Source organism: Bacillus sp. MBGLi79 (assembly GCF_002953915.1).
Map to the genome: position 1 here is coordinate 1,475,997 of NZ_CP026521.1, position 20,483 is coordinate 1,496,479.

The 20,483-nt window shown below is 36.7% G+C and carries 18 protein-coding genes and 2 pseudogenes; 12 read left to right on the plus strand and 8 right to left on the minus strand.

The genetic code is table 11. The annotated features are described in order from the left end of the window. Both C1T29_RS07465 and C1T29_RS07470 read left to right on the plus strand, forming a co-directional pair. The coding region (locus C1T29_RS07465; RefSeq protein ID WP_208945644.1) for an RHS repeat-associated core domain-containing protein at positions 1 to 495 on the plus strand (495 nt) is incomplete at its 5' end. Continuing rightward, complete coding sequence (locus C1T29_RS07470) at positions 492 to 896, plus strand: DUF7674 family protein (protein ID WP_046335376.1); 405 nt, start codon at positions 492 to 494, stop codon at positions 894 to 896. The genes C1T29_RS07465 and C1T29_RS07470, both read left to right, overlap by 4 nt. Positions 897 to 961: 65 nt before the next feature. On the opposite strand, the gene istA is transcribed toward C1T29_RS07470, so the two are convergent. Next, positions 962 to 1,567 carry an IS21 family transposase gene (gene istA, locus C1T29_RS07475; protein ID WP_223852278.1) on the minus strand — a complete coding sequence of 202 codons (606 nt, stop codon included), beginning with the start codon at positions 1,565 to 1,567 and terminating at the stop codon, positions 962 to 964. Positions 1,568 to 1,710: 143 nt separating this feature from the next. Continuing rightward, positions 1,711 to 1,818, minus strand: a pseudogene (locus C1T29_RS25040) (helix-turn-helix domain-containing protein); the annotation flags it as partial. Between the two features lie 186 nt (positions 1,819 to 2,004). Between C1T29_RS25040 and C1T29_RS07480 the strand changes: the two are divergent. From C1T29_RS07480 to C1T29_RS07510, 7 genes and pseudogenes are all read left to right on the plus strand, one after another. Further along, a complete protein-coding gene (locus tag C1T29_RS07480; RefSeq protein ID WP_004247666.1) occupies positions 2,005 to 2,568 on the plus strand; it encodes a hypothetical protein in 564 nt (187 codons plus the stop codon). Positions 2,569 to 2,969: 401 nt separating this feature from the next. After that, entirely contained in the window at positions 2,970 to 3,887 is a 918-nt protein-coding gene (locus C1T29_RS07485; RefSeq protein WP_208945645.1) for a hypothetical protein, read from the plus strand. A gap of 63 nt (positions 3,888 to 3,950) precedes the next feature. Beyond that, positions 3,951 to 4,133 (plus strand): annotated as a pseudogene (locus C1T29_RS25045) (RHS domain-containing protein); the annotation flags it as partial. A gap of 3 nt (positions 4,134 to 4,136) precedes the next feature. After that, on the plus strand, positions 4,137 to 4,454 hold the full coding sequence (locus C1T29_RS07495; RefSeq protein ID WP_049195263.1) for a hypothetical protein: 318 nt from the start codon (positions 4,137 to 4,139) through the stop codon (positions 4,452 to 4,454). Positions 4,455 to 4,658: 204 nt separating this feature from the next. After that, a complete protein-coding gene (locus tag C1T29_RS07500) occupies positions 4,659 to 5,210 on the plus strand; it encodes an RHS repeat-associated core domain-containing protein (RefSeq protein WP_071587364.1) in 552 nt (183 codons plus the stop codon). Positions 5,211 to 5,221: 11 nt separating this feature from the next. Continuing rightward, a complete protein-coding gene (locus C1T29_RS07505) occupies positions 5,222 to 5,836 on the plus strand; it encodes a YwqG family protein (RefSeq protein WP_004244657.1) in 615 nt (204 codons plus the stop codon). A gap of 893 nt (positions 5,837 to 6,729) precedes the next feature. Then, positions 6,730 to 7,692, plus strand: a complete 963-nt coding sequence (locus C1T29_RS07510) for a beta propeller repeat protein (protein ID WP_049194410.1) — start codon at positions 6,730 to 6,732, stop codon at positions 7,690 to 7,692. A gap of 137 nt (positions 7,693 to 7,829) precedes the next feature. Here C1T29_RS07510 and C1T29_RS25050 read toward each other — a convergent pair whose 3' ends face one another. The 5 genes from C1T29_RS25050 to pncB all read right to left on the minus strand — a co-directional run bounded on the left by C1T29_RS25050 (position 7,830) and on the right by pncB (position 14,011). Further along, positions 7,830 to 8,012 (minus strand): type II toxin -antitoxin system TacA 1-like antitoxin, encoded by a 183-nt coding sequence (locus tag C1T29_RS25050; RefSeq protein WP_208945646.1) that lies wholly within the window; start codon positions 8,010 to 8,012, stop codon positions 7,830 to 7,832. A gap of 104 nt (positions 8,013 to 8,116) precedes the next feature. Then, positions 8,117 to 9,307 (minus strand): amino acid aminotransferase, encoded by a 1,191-nt coding sequence (locus C1T29_RS07520; protein WP_004244662.1) that lies wholly within the window; start codon positions 9,305 to 9,307, stop codon positions 8,117 to 8,119. A gap of 352 nt (positions 9,308 to 9,659) precedes the next feature. Continuing rightward, a complete protein-coding gene (locus C1T29_RS07525; protein WP_004247675.1) occupies positions 9,660 to 10,775 on the minus strand; it encodes a porin in 1,116 nt (371 codons plus the stop codon). A gap of 341 nt (positions 10,776 to 11,116) precedes the next feature. Beyond that, positions 11,117 to 12,517 (minus strand): asparagine--tRNA ligase, encoded by a 1,401-nt coding sequence (gene asnS / locus C1T29_RS07530; protein WP_004244664.1) that lies wholly within the window; start codon positions 12,515 to 12,517, stop codon positions 11,117 to 11,119. A gap of 279 nt (positions 12,518 to 12,796) precedes the next feature. Next, positions 12,797 to 14,011, minus strand: a complete 1,215-nt coding sequence (gene pncB, locus C1T29_RS07535; RefSeq protein WP_004244666.1) for a nicotinate phosphoribosyltransferase — start codon at positions 14,009 to 14,011, stop codon at positions 12,797 to 12,799. Between the two features lie 341 nt (positions 14,012 to 14,352). Here pncB and pepN point away from each other — a divergent pair, with 341 nt between their 5' ends. Beyond that, entirely contained in the window at positions 14,353 to 16,968 is a 2,616-nt protein-coding gene (gene pepN / locus C1T29_RS07540) for an aminopeptidase N (protein ID WP_017628415.1), read from the plus strand. A gap of 161 nt (positions 16,969 to 17,129) precedes the next feature. Here pepN and C1T29_RS07545 read toward each other — a convergent pair whose 3' ends face one another. Further along, positions 17,130 to 18,161 carry a PDDEXK nuclease domain-containing protein gene (locus C1T29_RS07545; RefSeq protein WP_004244669.1) on the minus strand — a complete coding sequence of 344 codons (1,032 nt, stop codon included), beginning with the start codon at positions 18,159 to 18,161 and terminating at the stop codon, positions 17,130 to 17,132. A 356-nt stretch (positions 18,162 to 18,517) separates the two neighbouring features. On the opposite strand from C1T29_RS07545, the gene pyrD reads away from it, so the two are divergent. After that, on the plus strand, positions 18,518 to 19,528 hold the full coding sequence (pyrD, locus tag C1T29_RS07550) for a quinone-dependent dihydroorotate dehydrogenase (RefSeq protein WP_004251935.1): 1,011 nt from the start codon (positions 18,518 to 18,520) through the stop codon (positions 19,526 to 19,528). A 214-nt stretch (positions 19,529 to 19,742) separates the two neighbouring features. Then, positions 19,743 to 20,294 (plus strand): cell division protein ZapC, encoded by a 552-nt coding sequence (locus tag C1T29_RS07555; protein ID WP_012367736.1) that lies wholly within the window; start codon positions 19,743 to 19,745, stop codon positions 20,292 to 20,294. Positions 20,295 to 20,483: the final 189 nt, after the last annotated feature.

A 20,483-nucleotide genomic window follows, 5' to 3' on the forward strand; every position in this document is an offset into this window, starting at 1 on the left:
AATACGTTCAGGTACTATGCCCCGGATTTAGGCCGTTTTACCCAGCAAGACCCAATAGGGTTGGCAGGGGGGATAAACTTATATGCTTATGCGCCGAATCCATTGACATGGGTGGATCCGTGGGGGTTAGCGGGCTGTCCTGTCGATATATTAAAGAATGCTAGAAAAAATAATCATGCCATTTCAGCAGAACAAAGGCAGCAAATAATAGATTCAATAGAGAATCCTAAGCTGCAAAAAATGTTTAAAGAACTATATCGGCCAGGTGCAAATATTCCTGATGGAGGTACAGTAGCTTCTATTCTGTATACAAAGAATACTGGACAATTAGTCGGCGGTTCAGACCATATAAATAAAGGTAAGGATTATTTAACAGCGTTGAAAAATTTATCTAGTGGTAATGGAAGGTATAAAAATGAGGCTCTAAGCCCATCGGATAGAAGCTTAGCAAGTTACATGATAAATGATTTAAGGAACGCATTGGGGCATTTATGACGAATGATGAATTAATTGATAAACTAAACAATTTTTTTCCTGTGTTTCGAGAAATACATGGCGAGCATGATGGTATTTATCTAATATTTGGAGGTTTTGGTACGTTTTTTGCTGATCTGATAAATCTATATGGCTCTGGTAAAGTAGATGAGAAAAGCTATTTTTCTCAAAATATCGCATCTATTTACAAGGATAAAGATATATTAATAAAAGAAATAAAGAACATATTTAGTTTTGTCGATGACTTATTTCTTTATCAAGGTGATGACGTAAAAGACATATTAAATACGTGTATCTTTGAAGCAATAATGGGAAGTGATTATAGTTATAATTTGGCTAGAAAATATCTTAGCAAAGAAACTTATAATCACTATTTGGAAATAACTAAAAGAGTTATTTAGTTCAAAGCCGGAAAATCCCTGTGATCTTGAAGTGCCCCCAATAGTTGGACAACCAATTACTGGGGTCACTTCAATAATACATTCTTACCAACACCCCATTTTCGCTGTAGCCATGGACCAATTTTTGCGTTCGCTATCTCAACATCCAATTCAAGGTTTTGAGCGCGAAGTTCCGCCTTAAATGGCACGATAAAGCTATTTTTTAGGTAATGGTTAAAACGCTCTACTTTGTCTTTCGTTTTGGCCCGATAAGGCTGGCAAGCGGTCAACTTAAAACTATAATTTTTTGACATCTGAAGCATTTCAACATGCAGTTTATGTTCACCTTTAGCATAAGCGTCTCGCTTGACAATGAGGGCTTTGGCGTTATCACAAAGTACTTGTTGAAGCACGCCCCCAAAGTAATCGAACGCTTCTTTTAACCCCTGTTGCCAAGTGCTGGCTCGTTCATTATCAAAGAACTTGACGTAACAAGCTCGGGAATAGCCCAGTGTCGCCACGAACGCTTTTAGCTTCTGTTTACTTCGGCGAATAGTGGTGAAATCAATCTGCATCTGCTGACCGAGAGGCGTTTCAAAACGCACAATCGGCTCAGGTGCAATAATGGGTTTAAACTGGTAAACGAAACGACGCAATTGCGCAATCCTGCACCTTGATATCCCCTTTGACAAAGTTCATCAAACAAGATAGTTGCAGGGATCCAGTCGGGTTTAGCCAGTTGGATGTGTTGGATTAAGTACGGCTCAAATGGCACTAATTTGGTCTGTTTGGGTGCGCGTCGAGTATACGTTGGCATCGGTTCCTGCTGTAAATGGTGTTTAACAGTATTGCGGGAAATACCCAGTTCACGGGCAATTTTTTGGATGCTTTGACCTTGTGTAAAGCGAACATGAATATCCACAAATATCTCCTTGGTTATCATAAATTCCCCGTACAAAATGTACGGATAATACCAAGTGGATCAGTTTTGCATGATCAGTGATACTGTGAATGAAAGGATTATTAGGGCTGATAAAGAAGGAGGTAAACAAGGGGTAATAGATACATTATCTGAAATTCGAGAAATCCTATCCTCTGCTAGTAGAAATGCTAAATGGAAAACTATATTATGATTAATAAAGTCTATTATTTAAAATCAGATTTGGAAAACTATAGTTCTTTTATTCAAAATTATCCTGATGGAGAAGAAAGTATAATAGGGAGAGCGATGGATCAGCGATGGTCTAAATTTACTGATGACTATACTGCAATTTCATTAGAGTTAAATTCCAATGATTTTGGAAGAAAGAATTATAAATTTGATTTTAGTAGTTTTTTGTCGCCATTTATGGTTTTTAGTGAAGATGCATTGGTGTCTTTATCTGATATTTTGAGTTCAAGAGGACAAGTATTACCCGTTAAGACTGAGAGCAAACGGAAGAAATTTGTTGGTTATTATCCAACTAATTCACTTTCAGGATGTTTTGACAGAAAAAATTCTGTTTATCGGGAATACCCCAATGGATTAATGATTGAAAAGCCAGTTCTCATAAAAAATAACATCACTGATGAGTATTTATTTACTATTGACGAATATATTAGTCGAATCTTTGTTACGGATAAATTTAAACAAAGAGTAGAAGATGCAGGTTTAACGGCTTTCGATTTTTCAGTGGAAATAGAATTATCGTAAAAATAAAAAAGAAAGTAAAATTTTTCAATTATTGACTAACCAGTTACTAGGCTTTTTGTGTCAAAAAAAGTCGTGATTTAAAAATTATCGTTACTAGTCAATATTTAGCAGGTAATGGTTATGAAAGTCTGTGTCTGTATTTCGCTTTACCATTATCAGACAATGAACCTGAGTGGCGAGTGGTTGAGCACTGGCTTAAAGACGGTAAACGCTGTTTAGAACATACCGAACTGACCTATGATTTAGCCCAACGAACCCTTATTACAGCAAAACGAGGTGCGAAAAACCTTCCGTTATGTCAATGCATTGAATTAAACTTGATTTTTTGAATGGGATTCAGGTAAATGTTGGCCGAAATCCCAAATTTTATGATTGGAATATAACGTTTGAGGAATGGTAGGATGAAAGAGATAGAACAATTTTATCGTGAATTAGAATCAGCTATTAATTTTATTTTAGAAGATAAAGAGTATTATGATTTTATAGATAATGCTTTAGTCGATTATATAGAAAATGCTACTAATAAGTTTATTTATGAATGGAATGATGATTTCTTTGAAAAAAAATGTAAAATAACACTTAATATTAATGCCTTACTAAATGAAAAAAGTAGCACAATCGTGCTTTTATTAAGAGATTTCTTAATGGAGAAAAAAGATAATTATATTGAGTTGATCAATTATTTTTATTTTTCTGTATTGGAGTATTATTGTGAAGAATACTTTGGCAACAAAATAGAAAAAAATTTAAATGAACTAATTGCTGTATATTTTATCACATTGTCTTATTTTTCTCTAGATGATCAACTTGTTGTTTTTAAAAGTCTAATTAAAAATATTAAAGCTAACAATGAATTTATTGATGATAAGTTTTCAGAGACTTTAATACCACTTGTTTTTTATCTTTCCAAGAAAAAATCAAACTCAGTTAATGATAAATTGAATAATGATATTGAGTGGGGGATAAAAGAATTCAATTTTAATTTAAAATATAAAAAAATTGTTGATGGTTTTTTTCATAATGAAGATATAAGCTCATTATTAAATGAACTTTGCAATTATCATATATCGATAAATTATCCTAAAATTAACTCAACTGAAAACTCTAATCATGTAATTTACAAATTAATACCTTGTGAAGTAATAGTGTTACTTAGAATGAGAGAGTTAAATAAATTACCTATTAATAATATTGATCATCAACTAATAAATAGATTTAAGATGTTTTTAAATAAAGATATACCTTTAAGTAATTTTAATCGTTCATTAAGAAAATCTATTTTACATAAAGCATTACATAAAATTAGTCAGAATCACTGAAAAATCGTTGAGTTGTAGTTATGCTCGGGATATAGAACAGATAATTCTCATTATTATACGCACAGCAGTTTAAGTGGCTTACCGGAAGCGTTGACCAACAGTGAGGGTGAAATCGTTTGGCAAGGGCAATACAGTGCTTGGGGGCATTTACAGCGTCAAACCCGACCTACAAGCACATTTAATCGTGAACAGAACCTAATAATGGAAATATCAATACAGCATTCCCTGTTTATGAGCGTTAAATAACAAATGAAATATTATATTGATGAACATGGTTATTCATGTGCCGAAGTTGAAACTGAACATCACCTAATAGCTTGGTTTTTAAAAGATGATATTCAAGGTAGTTTAAATGGTGTAAATGAATATCTTGAATTATGTGAATTGGTTAAGAATGGTGAGTTACCAGAATGGGAAGGTACAGGTAATGCCCATACTGTCACCATTAAACTGGGTGGTGTCGAGATTTTTAACGAATATACTGAAGAGAGCGTAACAATCTCAACGATAGAAGAGTTCAAAGGTTATCTGGAAAAGTGGAAAGAATTACTTTTGAGTAGAGAATAACCCTAAAAAAGCCGGAAAATCCTTATGGTCTTCCGGTTTTGTTCTTGTTTTGAGCCGCTCAGTTTCTATTTTTAGTTGCTGTTGTAATCGACAAACAGTTACCGCATTCTCAGCTTAATTTTACTAAGCTGGTCTTATTGGCGCTGGTACTGTTGCTTGATGGTTCTGGTGTCATCAGTATCAGGATGATACGAGTATACTGGTCTGCATTATAATACGTTCAGGTACTATGCCCCGGATTTAGGCCGTTTTACCCAGCAAGACCCAATAGGGTTGGCAGGGGGGATAAACTTATATGCTTATGCGCCAAATCCATTGACATGGGTGGATCCGTGGGGTTGGGCTAAGCTGTTTGCATTAGGTACTTATGGTGAATTAAATGGTTCTGTGCATGTGGGCGATCAATTACAGGCTCATGAATTATTGAGACACGAATATTTAAAACAACAAGGCCTTGCAAACACATCACGGTTATCTGGAAATCCATCTATAGCTTTAGACCTAGATCATCATACTAGAGGCCCGTTGAAGGATACTAGAGGAATTGGGGGGGCTCATTGGCATGAAGCTGAAATTCGAGCTAATCAAGGGCTAGGTAAAAATGAGTTTGCTTCAACACTAAAACGTGAATTAGATATAACATCAGGTGGTTTAAGAAAATCAGGTGTTCCTGCTAGTCGAGTTAAACAATTAAGACAAGAAGCATTAAAATTTTATAAACAACAAGTTGCTGCAAAAGTAAAAAGTTGTAAATAGGAATATATATTATGTATGAAATTACTCAATTTATCGTAAGTGATAACAAAAATGTAGATTCAGGCTTGATTATAGGAGGTAATAAAGCATATGTGTCTAAATGGCCTATTAATCCAAAAGGAAAGGAGCTATTGCATCTTTTCTCTATAGATTGTGAGAAAGTAACTCCTCAGATCGCTGATGGCATTTTGCCCAAAACTGGTTATTTATCTATATTTTCAACATATGATAGTAATGATTATTTTCTTGATGAAATAACTTATTTTGGTGATGAGAACGAGTTAGGCCTGATTAAATCAGGCTTTACTTTTGTATCTTATTCATTAACTGGTAGTTTAAGTAAAACAAATGAAGACTTTATACCTGAAACTAAAATTGATTTATTAAATACAAAAATTAATAGTGAAGATTATCCAATGATATCATTTTTTTCAAAAGATATTCCAAATGGATTAACTGGTGTGGATGAGATTTTGAAAAATTATCATTTTGTCTGTCAGGTATATTCTGCAGATTTCCCTCTCCCTTTTAAAGACGTATTGGGATTGTCCGATGCCATCGGATACTTATTTATTAAAAATGAAGGAAATAATATAGAGGGCCTTTTCTTCGTGCAAACAGCATAAAGACCCTAGTAGTAATTATTATAATTTAAATTATGTAATTTCCTGTGTTGGATATATAATCACTATGCCAAGGCAGGTAATTACATAATATTATTTACCGAACTATGTTTTAACCTTAATGCATTTATTCATTTTCTATTATTAATAAATAATTAAAACTGAAATTTTATAATTATTTACTATATATCTTCAGTGGAGATTGTTTAAAAAATATAATTTATATTTTAATTATAATCTTATTCCAAAAAATGCATTAATTATAGATTTTGGTTAATGATTCAAATAAAGATGCGTTTAAAATAATCATAACAGAATGAACTATTTAATAGTTTAATAAATCAGTATTTTACTGAAAATAACTAAGTTAAATTAAAAGTTATTTTTAATATTAAATGGATGTATTAAATTAATTCAGGTTCGTGATGATTGTTCAGTTATAGTTAAAATTGATTCTATGCAACTGAATAATGCTAATAAATTCCCTGAGTTTAAGTATATTATTTCAGGCCAATTAAAAATGAAGGAGATTTCACATACTGGAAAAATTATTCCTTTTTGTCACATTAAAAATATGAAACACTCAGTAAAATGATTAAAAATAAAATTAATGCTAGGAGTAAACGTGATGCTTGATAACACTAAGGCAGTAGCTCGGGGCAACGCTATCACTATGACAGTGACCACCGTATTATCGCAGTAGATATCGACCAAGGGCCCTTAGGGTATCAGCGAGCGGAATACCGCTACGATATCTTAGGGCGCCGGATTGAAAACGGTTATGGAAAGCCAGTGCGATTGCCAATACAATGACCTATCACCAACATGAGCCGGATAAAGTGTACAAAAGGTTCTAGATGAGATCCTATAACAACTGAAAAAGGGAAAGAAAGATAATGGAGTATATAACTAATAAACATTGGGCCAAATATATCAAGGGATATATTTTTACTGGTTGTGCAATCCGAGATAAAAATATTGTGTACTTTTGTTTGCGCAAAGATATTCCATACGAAAAGGCTCGAAACTTATGGAACAGCGAAATCCCCTCACAGTTATTATGTATTTATTTAGACACACCAGATGACCCGATTGATTATATTAGAATTGAAGGGTTCGATAATCCTAAAGTAGGTATTTGTTTAAAACCGAAAGAACAAGGGATGCTTGCATCTAGAGGCGATGGTGGGTTTGTCAAGTGTATGGGCAGTGGATCTAAATTTCCGCTAGAAAAAGTTATGCCAGAAAAAGAAGCTTTTCCGATAAATATTAAATGTATTGATGGTTATGCCTACTATGTTGGCCCAGGAAGAGATATTTATAAACGAATCGATATTGGTCAGTGGCAACAGATACAAAATGGTATTCCAGAGAGTAAATTCAATACAGATATGGGGTTTGATGATCTCGATGGTTTCTCTGAGCAGGATATGTATGCCGTTGGCGGTGCAGGTGATGTTTGGCATTATAATGGCGAAATCTGGATCCCTTGTGGTTTTCCCTCTAATGAGCAATTAAGTGCAGTATTGTGTGCCCCTGATGGTTATGTGTATATCGGCGGTGAAGGGGGCAGTTTATGGCGAGGGCGTGAATACCAATGGGAAAAACTTTATCACGGCAGTTCGGCTATTTTACTGAATCAGTTACGCTGGTTTGAAGATAAAGTATGGGCATGTGATGACTATCGCTTACAGTGTTGGAATGGTAAAGAAATGATCCGTCCCAAGGATGGTGATAAAAATGTTATCGCCTCAGGTCATATGGATGTCCGCGATGGGATTTTAGTTGTAGCTGATGATTATAATGTTGATCTGTATGATGGAACCGCTTGGCATAAGATAGTGAGACCTTATAAATAATAGGATTATTGTGAACATCAAGGCCTTATTGGAACTTACCCCTCCAGAGTTCTAAAGCCTTTTCACCGGAGGAAAAACCTCCAGCATATGGCCTATTTTGAGTGGTTCAGGTGCTGTCAGTTTCAATGTCATTCCTCTTAAGGGGATTTAGACATCACTGTTTTTCGTAATGTTTCGTTGCTTACAAGTGTTGCATCAAGTGGGTTGATAAATTCCTGATAAACTTCGGAATTAACATTTATGACTCGCAGATCTGTCAGTGTTTCTTCGGCTGAACGTCGAACGGCTTTCAAAACAAATTCAGTATGGTTTTTTCCCACAGCACGAATAAAACAATAAAAAACCCAACAACATATCTAATTAAACGCTGTTGGGTTATAAAACGTGTTATCTAACTGTATGCTTTAAAACGATGAAAAAGCCATTAAAGTACAGCGACAATGGCTTCACACAATGGAACCATATTTTCCAGTGTTAAGCCTGCGACATTAATACGACCAGAGCCGACAATATAAATACCATATTCAGCACGTAGACGTTCAACTTGCTCTTTATTAAGGCCACTAAATGAGAACATACCATTTTGGTCAATAATAAAGCTGAAATCTTGTTTTGCGCCTTTTTCTTGTAACGTTGTCACCAGCAATTGGCGCATACGCTGAATGCGCTCACGCATTGTGGTGAGCTCTTCAATCCACTCTTCTTTTAACTCTGGATTAGATAAAATAGTAGTCACCACAGATGCACCATGTGCCGGTGGATTAGAGTAGTTTGCGCGAATAATCGCTTTGGCTTGGCTAAATGCTTTCTCAGCAGTATCGCTCTCTTTTGCGACAATAGTGCAAGCACCTACACGCTCATTATAAAGGCCAAAGTTTTTTGAATATGAGCTTGCAACAATCAGCTCAGGATTGCTTTCAGCAAACAGGCGTAAGCCTTGCGCGTCTTCTTCAAGACCATTAGCAAAACCTTGGTAAGCAAAGTCAAATACTGGTAACCAACCTTTCTCAGCGGATAAGGCAGCCAATTGACGCCATTGCTCTAACGTTGGGTCAATACCACTTGGGTTATGGCAACATCCGTGGAACAGCACAACATCACCTGCTTGTGCATTTTGTAGGCTAGCTAGCATACCTTCAAAATCTAAACCGTGGCTTTCGGCATCATAATAATCATATTGGCAAATCTCTAAGCCTGCAGTCTGAAAAATATTATTATGGTTTGGCCAAGTCGGGTTACTTATCCATACACGTTTAGCATTAGTTTGCTGAGCAATAAAGTCCGCAGCAATACGTAATGCTCCAGTACCACCCGGAGCTTGTGCTGTACGTGCACGTTTTTCTGTGATGATAGGGTGTTGTTCACCAAACAACAGTGCTTGAGTGACCGCACCAAACTCAGGAATACCGCTAATAGGAAGATAATTTTTAGTGGTTTCGTTTTCTAATAAATATTTTTCTGCTTTTTTAACGGTGGTGAGTACAGGTGTTTTACCTGTTTCATCCTTATAAACACCAATCCCTAAGTTAATTTTGTTTTCACGAGTATCAGAACGGAAACTATCAGCTAAACCCAGAATAGGATCGGCTGGTGCAGCAATGATTTTCTCAAACATAGTGTAATTATTCCCTAAGCTCAAAACGAAGCCGAATTATGAGTAACAAGAGTAACGCTATAGAATCGGTTTGCCAACAGTTTGTAGAGAAATTAGCAAGAAGTTGTGAACTAAGTGAGAATAAATAGCAAAACAAGATGTAAATAAGTAAATCTTTCGTGATTACATTAACATGTAAATATAACCACTAAAAATAACCAATAGTTTAGTATAATAAACTGTTTATCTTGGTATTAGAAAAGGAGGAACAGAAAAGCGAGCAATATAAATAGGATAGGCAAATAAAAAAGCAACACCGAAGTGTTGCTTTTCAAATCAATTAACTTGACTGTTTAATTACCTTAAAGGGTAATTAGAACTGATAAGTCAGACCTAAACCAACTACGTTGTCAGTTGCAACGCCGTTAGCTTTAGTGAAGTCATCTTCATCTAACAGGTTGATTTTGTAATCAACAACTGCAGTCATGTTTTTGTTAAATTTGTAGAAAGAACCTACAGAGATATATTTAACTAAATCATGGTTGTTGTCTTTCAGACCGCCAACACCATTATTCAGATCTTTACCTTTAGATTGAACATAACCTAAAGATGGTTTGATACCTAAATCAGCAAAGTCATACTGTGCAGTTAACTCGATATTTTGAGTTTTGTTTGCAATTGCACCGTCACCATAGTAGTTCATGTTACGGGTTTCACCGTACATTGCTGCTAAGTAAACATTGTTAGCTTCGAATTTACCACCAACGTTCCATGCTTCAGCACGTTTACCAGTAGCATCACTCTTATGTTCTTGCCAGTTAGTACGAGCAGAACTTGAGTAACCACCACCCAGTGTTACGCCCCAGCCTAAGTTATAAGCTGTAGAGAAACCAAAACCGTCGCCATTTGCTTCAGCGTTGTCTTTACGTTTATTGTTGGTGTTTTCGTTATTTTTGCCTTGATATTGCAGAGCAAAGCTTAAACCATCAACATAACCGAACATATCGGTGTTACGGTAAGTTAATACGCCAGTAGTACGGCTAGTCATATAAACGTCAGTTTGCGCCATGGAGTCACCACCCCATAAAGGCAGAACGTCAGTCCATGCGTTGGTGTCATAAATTACACCGTAGTTACGACCGTAATCTAAAGAACCGAAGTCAGCAAATTTCAGACCAGCATATGCTAGACGAGTTTTAGCTTTGTTCTCGCCTTCAGTAGTGTTTGTTTTAACTTCGTATTCAAAACGACCGAAACCAGTTAAATCTTTATTGATTTGAGTTTCGCCTTTGAAACCGATACGTGCACGAGAAGCGTCACCGCTTTCATGATCGCCTTTAGTATCAGCATCAGCGAAGTAATGACGAACGTCAACTTTACCGTAGATATCTACTTTGTTGCCGTCTTTGTTGTACATTTCAGCTGCGTTTGCTGCACCAGCAAACATTAAAGCTGGGATTACCACTGCAAGAATATTGCGCTTCATCATTATTATTACCCTCATTGGTGTTATTCAGACACCTTTGCCACTGCCAGAAATAGTTTCTTAATTTTTATGGAACTATTTATGAGAGTTAAGTGTCGTCTGTGTCGGGTGACAGTGTTCCATTGGTAAAAAATTTTATCTACCCCGAATTTGCTACAAAATCGAAAAAAGTGTAACAAATTGTAACAATGTATTTCAAAGTGTGTATTTGGGGGAACTTTTCCATCAAATTGTAGCCATGCATAAAAAAAGCCAACCCTGAGGTTGGCTTCTGGTATAACTAAAGTTAGTACAATTAATCAGCAACACAAATGTTTTTTGTTGGCTACTAATTAATCAAACTATTAGAAATCGACATTTCTTGGTGTACGTGGGAATGGGATCACTTCACGAATATTTGTGACACCAGTCACATAAGCAACTAAGCGTTCAAAGCCGAGACCAAAACCAGAGTGTGGTACTGTGCCATAACGGCGTAAATCACGATACCACCAGTAGTCTTCTTTATTCATACCCATCTCAGCTAAACGTTTATCAAACATCTCTAAACGTTCTTCACGTTGAGAACCACCAATGATTTCACCGATACCTGGTGCTAACACATCCATTGCCGCAACTGTTTTACCGTCTTCATTCATACGCATATAGAATGCTTTGATATCTTTCGGGTAGTTCTTCACAACCACAGGGGCTTTAAAGTGTTTCTCAGCAAGATAGCGCTCATGCTCGGAGGAGAGGTCAACACCCCAATAAACTGGGTTTTCAAATTTCTGGCCGCAATTTTCTAACACAGTAATCGCATCTGTGTAGTCAATTTGTGCGAAATCAGAAGCGATAAAGTGCTCTAAACGTGTAATGGCTTCTTTATCAACGCGTTGAGCAAAAAACTCCATATCATCTCTGCGCTCAGCTAACACGGCAGAAAAGGCATATTTCAGCATTTTTTCTGCTAATCCGGCGATATCATTCAGATCAGCAAAAGCCACTTCAGGTTCAACCATCCAGAATTCAGCCAAGTGACGACTAGTATTTGAATTCTCAGCGCGGAAAGTTGGGCCGAAAGTATAGACTTTACTTAATGCAGAGGCATAAGTTTCGCCGTTTAATTGTCCTGATACGGTTAAGAAAGCTTCGCGACCAAAAAAGTCTTCGCTAAAATCAACTTCACCTTTATCAGTACGTGGCAGGTTGTTCATATCTAAGGTAGAGACACGGAACATTTCACCCGCACCTTCGGTATCCGCCGCCGTAATTAATGGCGTAGAAACCCAGAAAAAGCCTTGCTCATCGAAGAAACGATGTAGTGCTTGTGCCAAGGTATGGCGAACACGTGCAACAGCACCAATTAAGTTTGTGCGTGGACGAAGATGAGCAACTTCACGCAGATACTCAACGCTGTGACGTTTAGCGGCCATCGGATAAGTTTCCGGATCATCAACCATTCCTACTACCACAACTTTGGTCGCATGAATTTCAAAGTTCTGACCTTGACCCGGAGATTCAACAATTTTACCGGTGACTTCCACAGAGCAACCTGTGGTTAAGTGCAGCACTTCATCTTGATAATTCGGTAAATTATTATTAATGATGGCCTGTACTGGATTAAAGCAGGAACCGTCATAGACGGTAAGGAATGAGATACCAGCTTTTGAATCTCTTCTTGTACGTACCCAACCGCGAACGGTGACGTCTTCGCCAACCGCGATACGGCCTTGCAGTACGTCGACTACAGGCGCAACGATCATAAATAAATCTCTCTTCGTTTAATTAAAATAATTGTTTAGTAAATTCATTCTGCCCCTGTCGGACAGTTTTTCTATGTTACTTGCAATAGCGCAGGAAACAAGTAGGAAATTTCAGTTTAAAGAGGGAATCAGCAAGAGAAAAGCCTTTATAGAAAATATTTTGCTAAAAATAGGTAAAATCAGTCGAATAGTGGGGGTGATAGCAAAAAGAAAGGGCAATATTGGCCCTTTCTTTATAGATAGAATAGATAGAGTGAATAGATAGCGATTTAATCTTTATTAACAAGCTTGCCTAACAAGAGGAACATCAAAGGCTTTACGTAGCTTGTCGACAAACTCATCATCTTCACAAATGGTTTTACCTGGACTATCTGATAATTTAGCAACAGGTTTACCATTACACTCCACCAGCTTAATCACAATATTAAGAGGTGTAATATTCGGGATATTACAAGTCAATCTGGTGCCGATACCAAAAATTAAGCGGATACGCTTATGGAAATGCTTATAAAGTACTAAGGCTTTCTGAAAGTCGAGGCTATCAGAGAATACCAATACTTTACTCATCGGATCGATACCGAGCTTTTCATAATGAGCAATGGCTTTTTCACCCCATTCAATCGGATCACCTGAGTCATGACGTAACCCTTGATAACGGCTGGCGAATGGCATATCAAAGTCACGCAGGAATGCATCCATAGTGATACAATCAGTGAGTGCAATACCGAGTTGATCTGGGTATTCATCTAGCCATGATTGCAATGCAGCCCGTTGACTATTGGCAAGCTCAGGACTAATTTGCTGATGTGCTTGGAACCATTCATGGGCTTGTGTGCCTACGGGCGCCAGTTGCATACGTTCAGCAAAATGATAGTTACTAGTGCCGATAAGATAAGGGAAATGATTTTTTAATTCATCGACAATGGCACGTTGCACATCATAAGAAAAGCGACGACGAGTACCAAAATCCATCAATTTGAAATCCGCTAAATCAATCTGTTGTTCAGCCGCATCACGATAGAAAATATCGATAAGTTTGCGTAATTGAATAACGGCGTCATCAGCGGTGATTTGTGGCGAACGAGCACGGTGGACAATTTCACTCACCAATGCTAACAAAGGAACTTCCCATAAAATAACTTCACGCCAAGGGCCAGTTATCTTAATCGTCAATTGATTGTCAGCAGTGGTCGCGATATGCACTTGCTCGGGTTTAAAGCGAAAATGTTTAAACCATTGCAGATAGTCATTTTTAAAGAAAGGCAGGCTTTGAAGATAGCCAAACTCTTCATTAGTTAATGACAAGTCTGCCATCATATCCACTTGATGGCGTAAGGTTGTTGCATATTCACCTAGACGTTCATCACTCCGGCAGCGGAATTCAGCAACGACAGGAATATCACTATAATGATGGTAAACCGCCTGTTGCATGTGGAGCTTGTATGCATCGGTATCCAACAGTGATGTAATAATCGGTGTAGCGTCTAAAATCATAGCGCGTCAAGCATCCTCACGGAGCGTTTTTATGTCAGCTAAATCGTTAAGGTTGGAGAGTATACCCGAATATGATGATAATGCGTCACTATTCGTTAATATTTCTCTGCGACATAAAAACAAGCTGTAAATCTCTATTGAGTTTACCACGTTAAACATAATTTGGGAGTATGTTAGCATCAATTAGCAAATAAATTAGTTACACATATTAATATCCCATTAACATTCTATTGACTTTTAATGTGCTCAATTGAATATTCGACTAGCTAAACCGTTTTTTGACGAGTAAGCTTTGGTTATATAACCGTAAAATAGTCGTGTTAACTAAAAGGCTTTTTTCTATGACACAACAAAGAATTGCTAAATATCGTAAAGATTACCGCGCCCCAGATTACACCATCACTGATTTGCATCTTGATTTTATCTTAGATAAAGAAAAAACACAGGTTACTGCTATTAGCCAATGCAAGCGCTTAGCGACAACGGTAACGCCGTTGGTGTTAGATGGGGAAGATTTAACATTAAAATCTATTTTTGTTAATGATGTTGCTTGGACACACTATAAAGAAGAAAACGGCAAACTCATCATTGACCAATTGCCTGAACAGTTTACGTTAAAAATTATTAATGAGATTAACCCATCAGCTAATACCGCGTTAGAAGGGTTATATGTTTCTGGCGATGCGCTATGTACACAGTGTGAAGCGGAAGGTTTCCGTCATATTACTTATTATTTAGATAGACCGGATGTTTTAGCGCGCTATACCACCACGATCACTGCAGATAAAAAACAGTATCCTTATCTATTATCTAATGGTAACCGTGTTGCACAAGGTGATCTTGAAGATGGTCGTCATTGGGTGACTTGGGAAGATCCGCATCCTAAACCAAGTTATCTCTTTGCATTAGTGGCGGGAGACTTTGATGTATTACGCGATACATTTAACACTAAAAGTGGTCGTGAAGTTGCTTTAGAGCTATTTGTCGATAAAGGTAATCTTGATCGTGCTGATTGGGCGATGACATCACTAAAAAATGCCATGAAATGGGATGAGTCACGCTTTAATTTAGAATACGATCTCGATATCTATATGATAGTCGCTGTTGATTTCTTTAATATGGGGGCAATGGAGAATAAAGGGCTTAATGTCTTTAACTCTAAATATGTTCTTGCTAAAAGCGAAACAGCAACAGACAAAGATTATTTAGGGATTGAATCTGTTATTGGCCATGAATATTTCCATAACTGGACAGGTAACCGTATTACTTGCCGTGACTGGTTCCAATTAAGCTTAAAAGAGGGATTAACGGTTTTCCGTGATCAAGAATTTAGCTCTGATTTAGGCTCTCGCTCAGTTAATCGTATCAATAACGTGCGTGTTATGCGTACAGCACAGTTTGCCGAAGATGCAAGCCCAATGGCTCATCCAATTCGTCCAGATAGTGTGATTGAAATGAATAACTTCTATACCTTAACGGTATATGAAAAAGGGGCGGAAGTGATCCGTATGATCCACACGCTACTCGGTGAAGAGAAATTCCAAGCGGGTATGCAGATGTATATTCATCGTCACGATGGTAGTGCAGCGACCTGTGATGATTTTGTACAAGCGATGGAAGATGCCTCGAATGTTGACCTGACTTTATTCCGTCGTTGGTATAGCCAATCAGGTACACCGGTATTGACTGTACGTGATAGCTATGACGCACAAAAACAGCAATATACATTAACCGTCAGTCAAATGACGCCACCAACGGCAGATCAGGCGGAAAAACAAGTTCTACATATTCCGTTAGATATTGAATTATATAATCAACAAGGGGAGGTTATCCCTTTACGTTCACAAGGTCAGCCGGTTTCTAATGTATTAAATGTGGTGAGAGAAGAGCAGCAGTTTATTTTTGATGATGTTGCTCAACAGCCAATTCCTTCATTATTGCGAGAATTCTCTGCGCCAGTAAAACTTGATTATCCTTTTACGGATGAGCAACTCTCATTCTTAATGAAACATGCACGTAATGCTTTTTCTCGTTGGGATGCGGCGCAATCTTTATTAGGTCGTTATATTAAAGAAAACGTTTCGCGTGTTCAAAAAGGGCAACCATTAATTTTACCTGAAATGGTAATTGATGCTTTCCGTGCTGTATTGCTTGATAAAGATATCGATCCTGCCTTGGCGGCACTTATTCTGACATTACCTACCGATGTTGAAGCGGGCGAAGCTTTTGCTATTATCGATCCTATTGCTATTCATCAGGCCTTAGGTTTTATTCGTAAAACTTTAGCCACTGAAATGGCTGATGAGTTCTCTGCGGTTTATCACTCAATGCATATCGGTGCTTACCGTGTCGATCATGGTGATATTGCTAAACGTGATTTACGCAATGTCTGCTTGGGTTATTTAGCCGTTGAAAACCAGCAAACGGGTAATCAATTGGTTGAAGCGCAATATCACAATAGCGACAATATGACCGATGCACTCGCGGCCTTAAATGCCGCAGTAATGGCACAATTACCTTGTAAAGAGGCACTATTACAAGAGTTTGATGATAAATGGCATCAAGATGGCTTGGTAATGGATAAGTGGTTTAGCTTACAAGCAATGAGTCCGGCAACTGATGTATTACAAACAGTACGCAGTTTGCTATCACATCGCTCTTTTACTTTAGCTAACCCAAATCGTACTCGTGCTTTAATCGGTGCGTTTGTGAATAATAACCCTGTAGCTTTCCATGCAGAAGATGGCTCAGGTTATTTATTATTGACAGAAATTCTGACTGACTTAAATAGCCGAAATCCACAGGTTGCATCTCGTCTTATTGAGCCGTTTATTCGTTTGAAACGCTATGATGCTAATCGCCAAGAGAAAATGCGTGCCGAGTTATTAAAGCTAAAAGCCCTTGATAACTTATCTGGTGATTTATATGAGAAAATCACTAAAGCATTAGCGGATTAACACTATATCGCTATCACTAAGTAAGTGATAAGAAGGTATTAAGTTAGCATGATAATTAGATCCCCAGCATATTCTGGGGATTTTTTATGGTAAGTATTTCATACAAAAAATTATAATGGTTTAATAATATGTATTGAATAAAAGCTAAGGGGTTATGACTATTATTCAAATAATTTTTGGCGTTCTTTTTCTAATTGTAAAATTAATTCTTTTTCGCTTGGTAATTCAAGCATATATTTTGAAGCGAATAGCTGTTTACTTTCATTTAGAATGGAGTATTTGGCTACTGTGTGATTTTTTTCAGTGCAAAGAATTAGTCCTATGGTTGGATTATCATCATGACGGCGTTTTTTCTCTTCATACATGCGGACATACATATCCATTTGCCCAACATCTTGATGGGTGAGTTTATGCATTTTTAAGTCTATTAACAAAAAGCATTTTAAGTGAAAGTTATAAAAAACTAAATCAATATAGAAATCACCATCATTAGTACTAATACGTTGTTGTCGTTCGACAAAAGCAAACCCTTTTCCTAATTCGAGTAAGAATTCTTTTAGGTTTTCTATTAAAGTTTGTTCTAGTTTATTTTCTTGCAGGATACTACTAGGTAGTCCTAGAAAATCAAAAATATAGGGATCACGTAAATAATCTTTGACTGAAGTTGCGAGTTCAGTAGTTTTTTGTTTTCCTTCAGCTAATACAGGATAAATACTTTGCTGTTTCCCCTGTGTTGAAAGTAATCGTTCATAATATAATGTGCTAATTTGTCTTTCTAATGCACGGGCGGACCAAGATTGTGTAATTGCTTCATCTATATACCATTGACGGGCGAGTTCATTCTTTAGTTTTAGTAGCGTTCTATAATGAGTCCAACTTAATTCGTGACGCACTGCGTCACGAATTGGAAATGTGAGATAAAATTTCCTCATATATCGAAGATTTGAGGTATCAAATCCTTTACCAAATTCTTTTGTTAATTCAGCTGATAAAGTTTGTAAAACTCTTTTTCCAAATTTTGCTCGATTATCTCCATGTTGTTCATCTTCAACAATTAAACGACCGATTTCCCAATATGTTTGTACCATTATGCTGTTTACTGCTTGTACTGTGTTTTTTCTACCTTGTATCAAGAGGTTTCGAATATTCGTAAGTAAAGGGGGGTGCGTGTTAATGGTTTTTTTATCGTTCATAAAGTAGTTTCCATTTTTGAGTATAAAAGACTCTTTTACTCAATTTACTATCCAAGTTTAGCGCTACTGAATTGCTAGGATTTAACTAGTGTTATATTGCTCAATAATTGTAGAAAACTTTATTTATTGATAAATATGAAAAAAATCTTAAATATTGATTTTTTTAAGTTTTTTGAGATGTTACATCATCTTAATGAAAGGAGAATTGTGCGAGGGACATCATAAACTGGGGATTTTTTATGGTGAATTGTGCAATTGAAACGTTTACTTTTCGTGCTTTTATCTATATGATGCTCGACGCTTAAATCGTCGTAGACATATCATTCCTAATACCCGATATTCTCAATGGAGATCGTATGTATTATTCCTTAGTAAGGAAGGCATTGTTTCGGCTAGATCCTGAACGTGCCCATGATTTTACCTTTCGTCAGTTAAAACGCTTATCTCATTCCCCATTTCAATTTCTTATTCAACAATCACTTCCTGCCAAACCCGTTTCTTGTATGGGACTTTCATTTAAAAATCCTCTCGGTCTTGCCGCCGGCCTTGATAAAAATGGTGATTGCATTGATGCATTAGGGGCAATGGGGTTTGGCTTTATTGAAGTGGGTACTGTTACACCACGAGCACAAGTAGGTAATGACAAACCGCGTCTCTTTCGCTTAGTAGAAGCTGAAGGCTTAATTAATCGAATGGGGTTTAATAATTTAGGGGTTGATAACCTAATAGAGAATGTAAAACAATCTCAATATGGTGGTGTGCTGGGTATTAATATCGGTAAAAATAAAGATACCCCCGTAGAGCAAGGAAAAGATGATTACTTAATCTGTATGGAAAAAGTTTACCCTTATGCAGGTTATATTGCGATTAACATCTCTTCACCTAATACCCCCGGCTTACGGACACTCCAATATGGTGAAGCATTAGACGATTTATTATCTGCGATTAAAAATAAACAACTTGAGTTACAAGGGAAATATCAAAAATATGTGCCTGTGGCCGTTAAAATTGCCCCTGATCTTACTCATGAAGAATTAATCCAAGTTGCAGATAGCTTAGTGCGTCACCATATTGATGGCGTAATTGCGACCAATACAACATTAGACAAATCATTAGTGAGTGGATTAGATCACTGCAATGAAGCCGGTGGATTAAGCGGTCGTCCGGTTCAATCAAAAAGTACACAAATCATTCGACAACTAAATGAAGAGTTAAAAGGCGCTTTACCTATTATTGGGGTAGGGGGGATTGATTCATTGACTGCCGCACGCGAAAAAATGGATGCAGGTGCTTCTTTAATACAAGTCTATTCAGGATTCATTTATCATGGTCCTGCACTTATAAAATCTATAATTAATCATATTTAATTACATTCAATAATCAGTTAAGGGCTTTTCTTCTGCCCTTAACTCGTTTATATTGCCTCTAGTTGATTATTTTTTATTAAATGGCAGTGATTGTGCTTAATTAATAAAAAAATGAACCCTGTTTTTGTTAGGTGGTATTAAATATTTTATTTAGGTTATTTAATATTGAGTATCAGAGAAAAAAGCAGGTAATAAATCGAAGGGGGAATAATTAGTGATAATAAAACCCGATGATCGCTGGCGTTGGTATTTTGATGACGAGCAACAAAAGTTGATGCTCGATTTAGCTAATGGAATGATTTTTCGTAGTCGTTTTCCAAGTAAAATGCTAAGTGCAACTGCTCATCAATCATCACCTTTTACTGTTGATGATGCTGCTCTTTATTATGGATATGATGAGCAAATCCGCCAGATTGATATGCCTTCTGAGTCGCGAGCAGAATTAGCGTTAAACGCATTAATAGCCCATCGTTTTTTAAAGCCATTAATGCCTAAGAGCTGGTATTTTGAAGTGAGTCATTCATCAACCCGCCCTTATTTAGCTCAAGTGGTGGAAACCGCATTGAAAGATAGCAATGAAAAAGTGCTTTTTTTAGTGGCGGAAGTGGGAGAGCAAGCCTGTTTATGCTTATTAGCCCAGCCTCAGTTAGCATTATTTGATAGAACACTAACGTTTTGTGATCCACTAAAAATCATGAATGATCGGTTAAGTGAATATCATAAACAGTCTGAGCCAAGATCGTTTTTGTACGAAAAAGTCATCTAATAAAAGAGTAAAAAGGACTTACTCTTTTATTTTCACTTATTGTTTATAATATGCTAAAAACAATTGGCCTTAAACAACACTTCCTAAAATCAAATCTGCATTATTCTCTTTTTGCAACAAATTTATAAAAGTAAATAAAGTGAGTTTATAGTTAATTTAAAATTGGGTTATTGATGAGATAATTCTTAA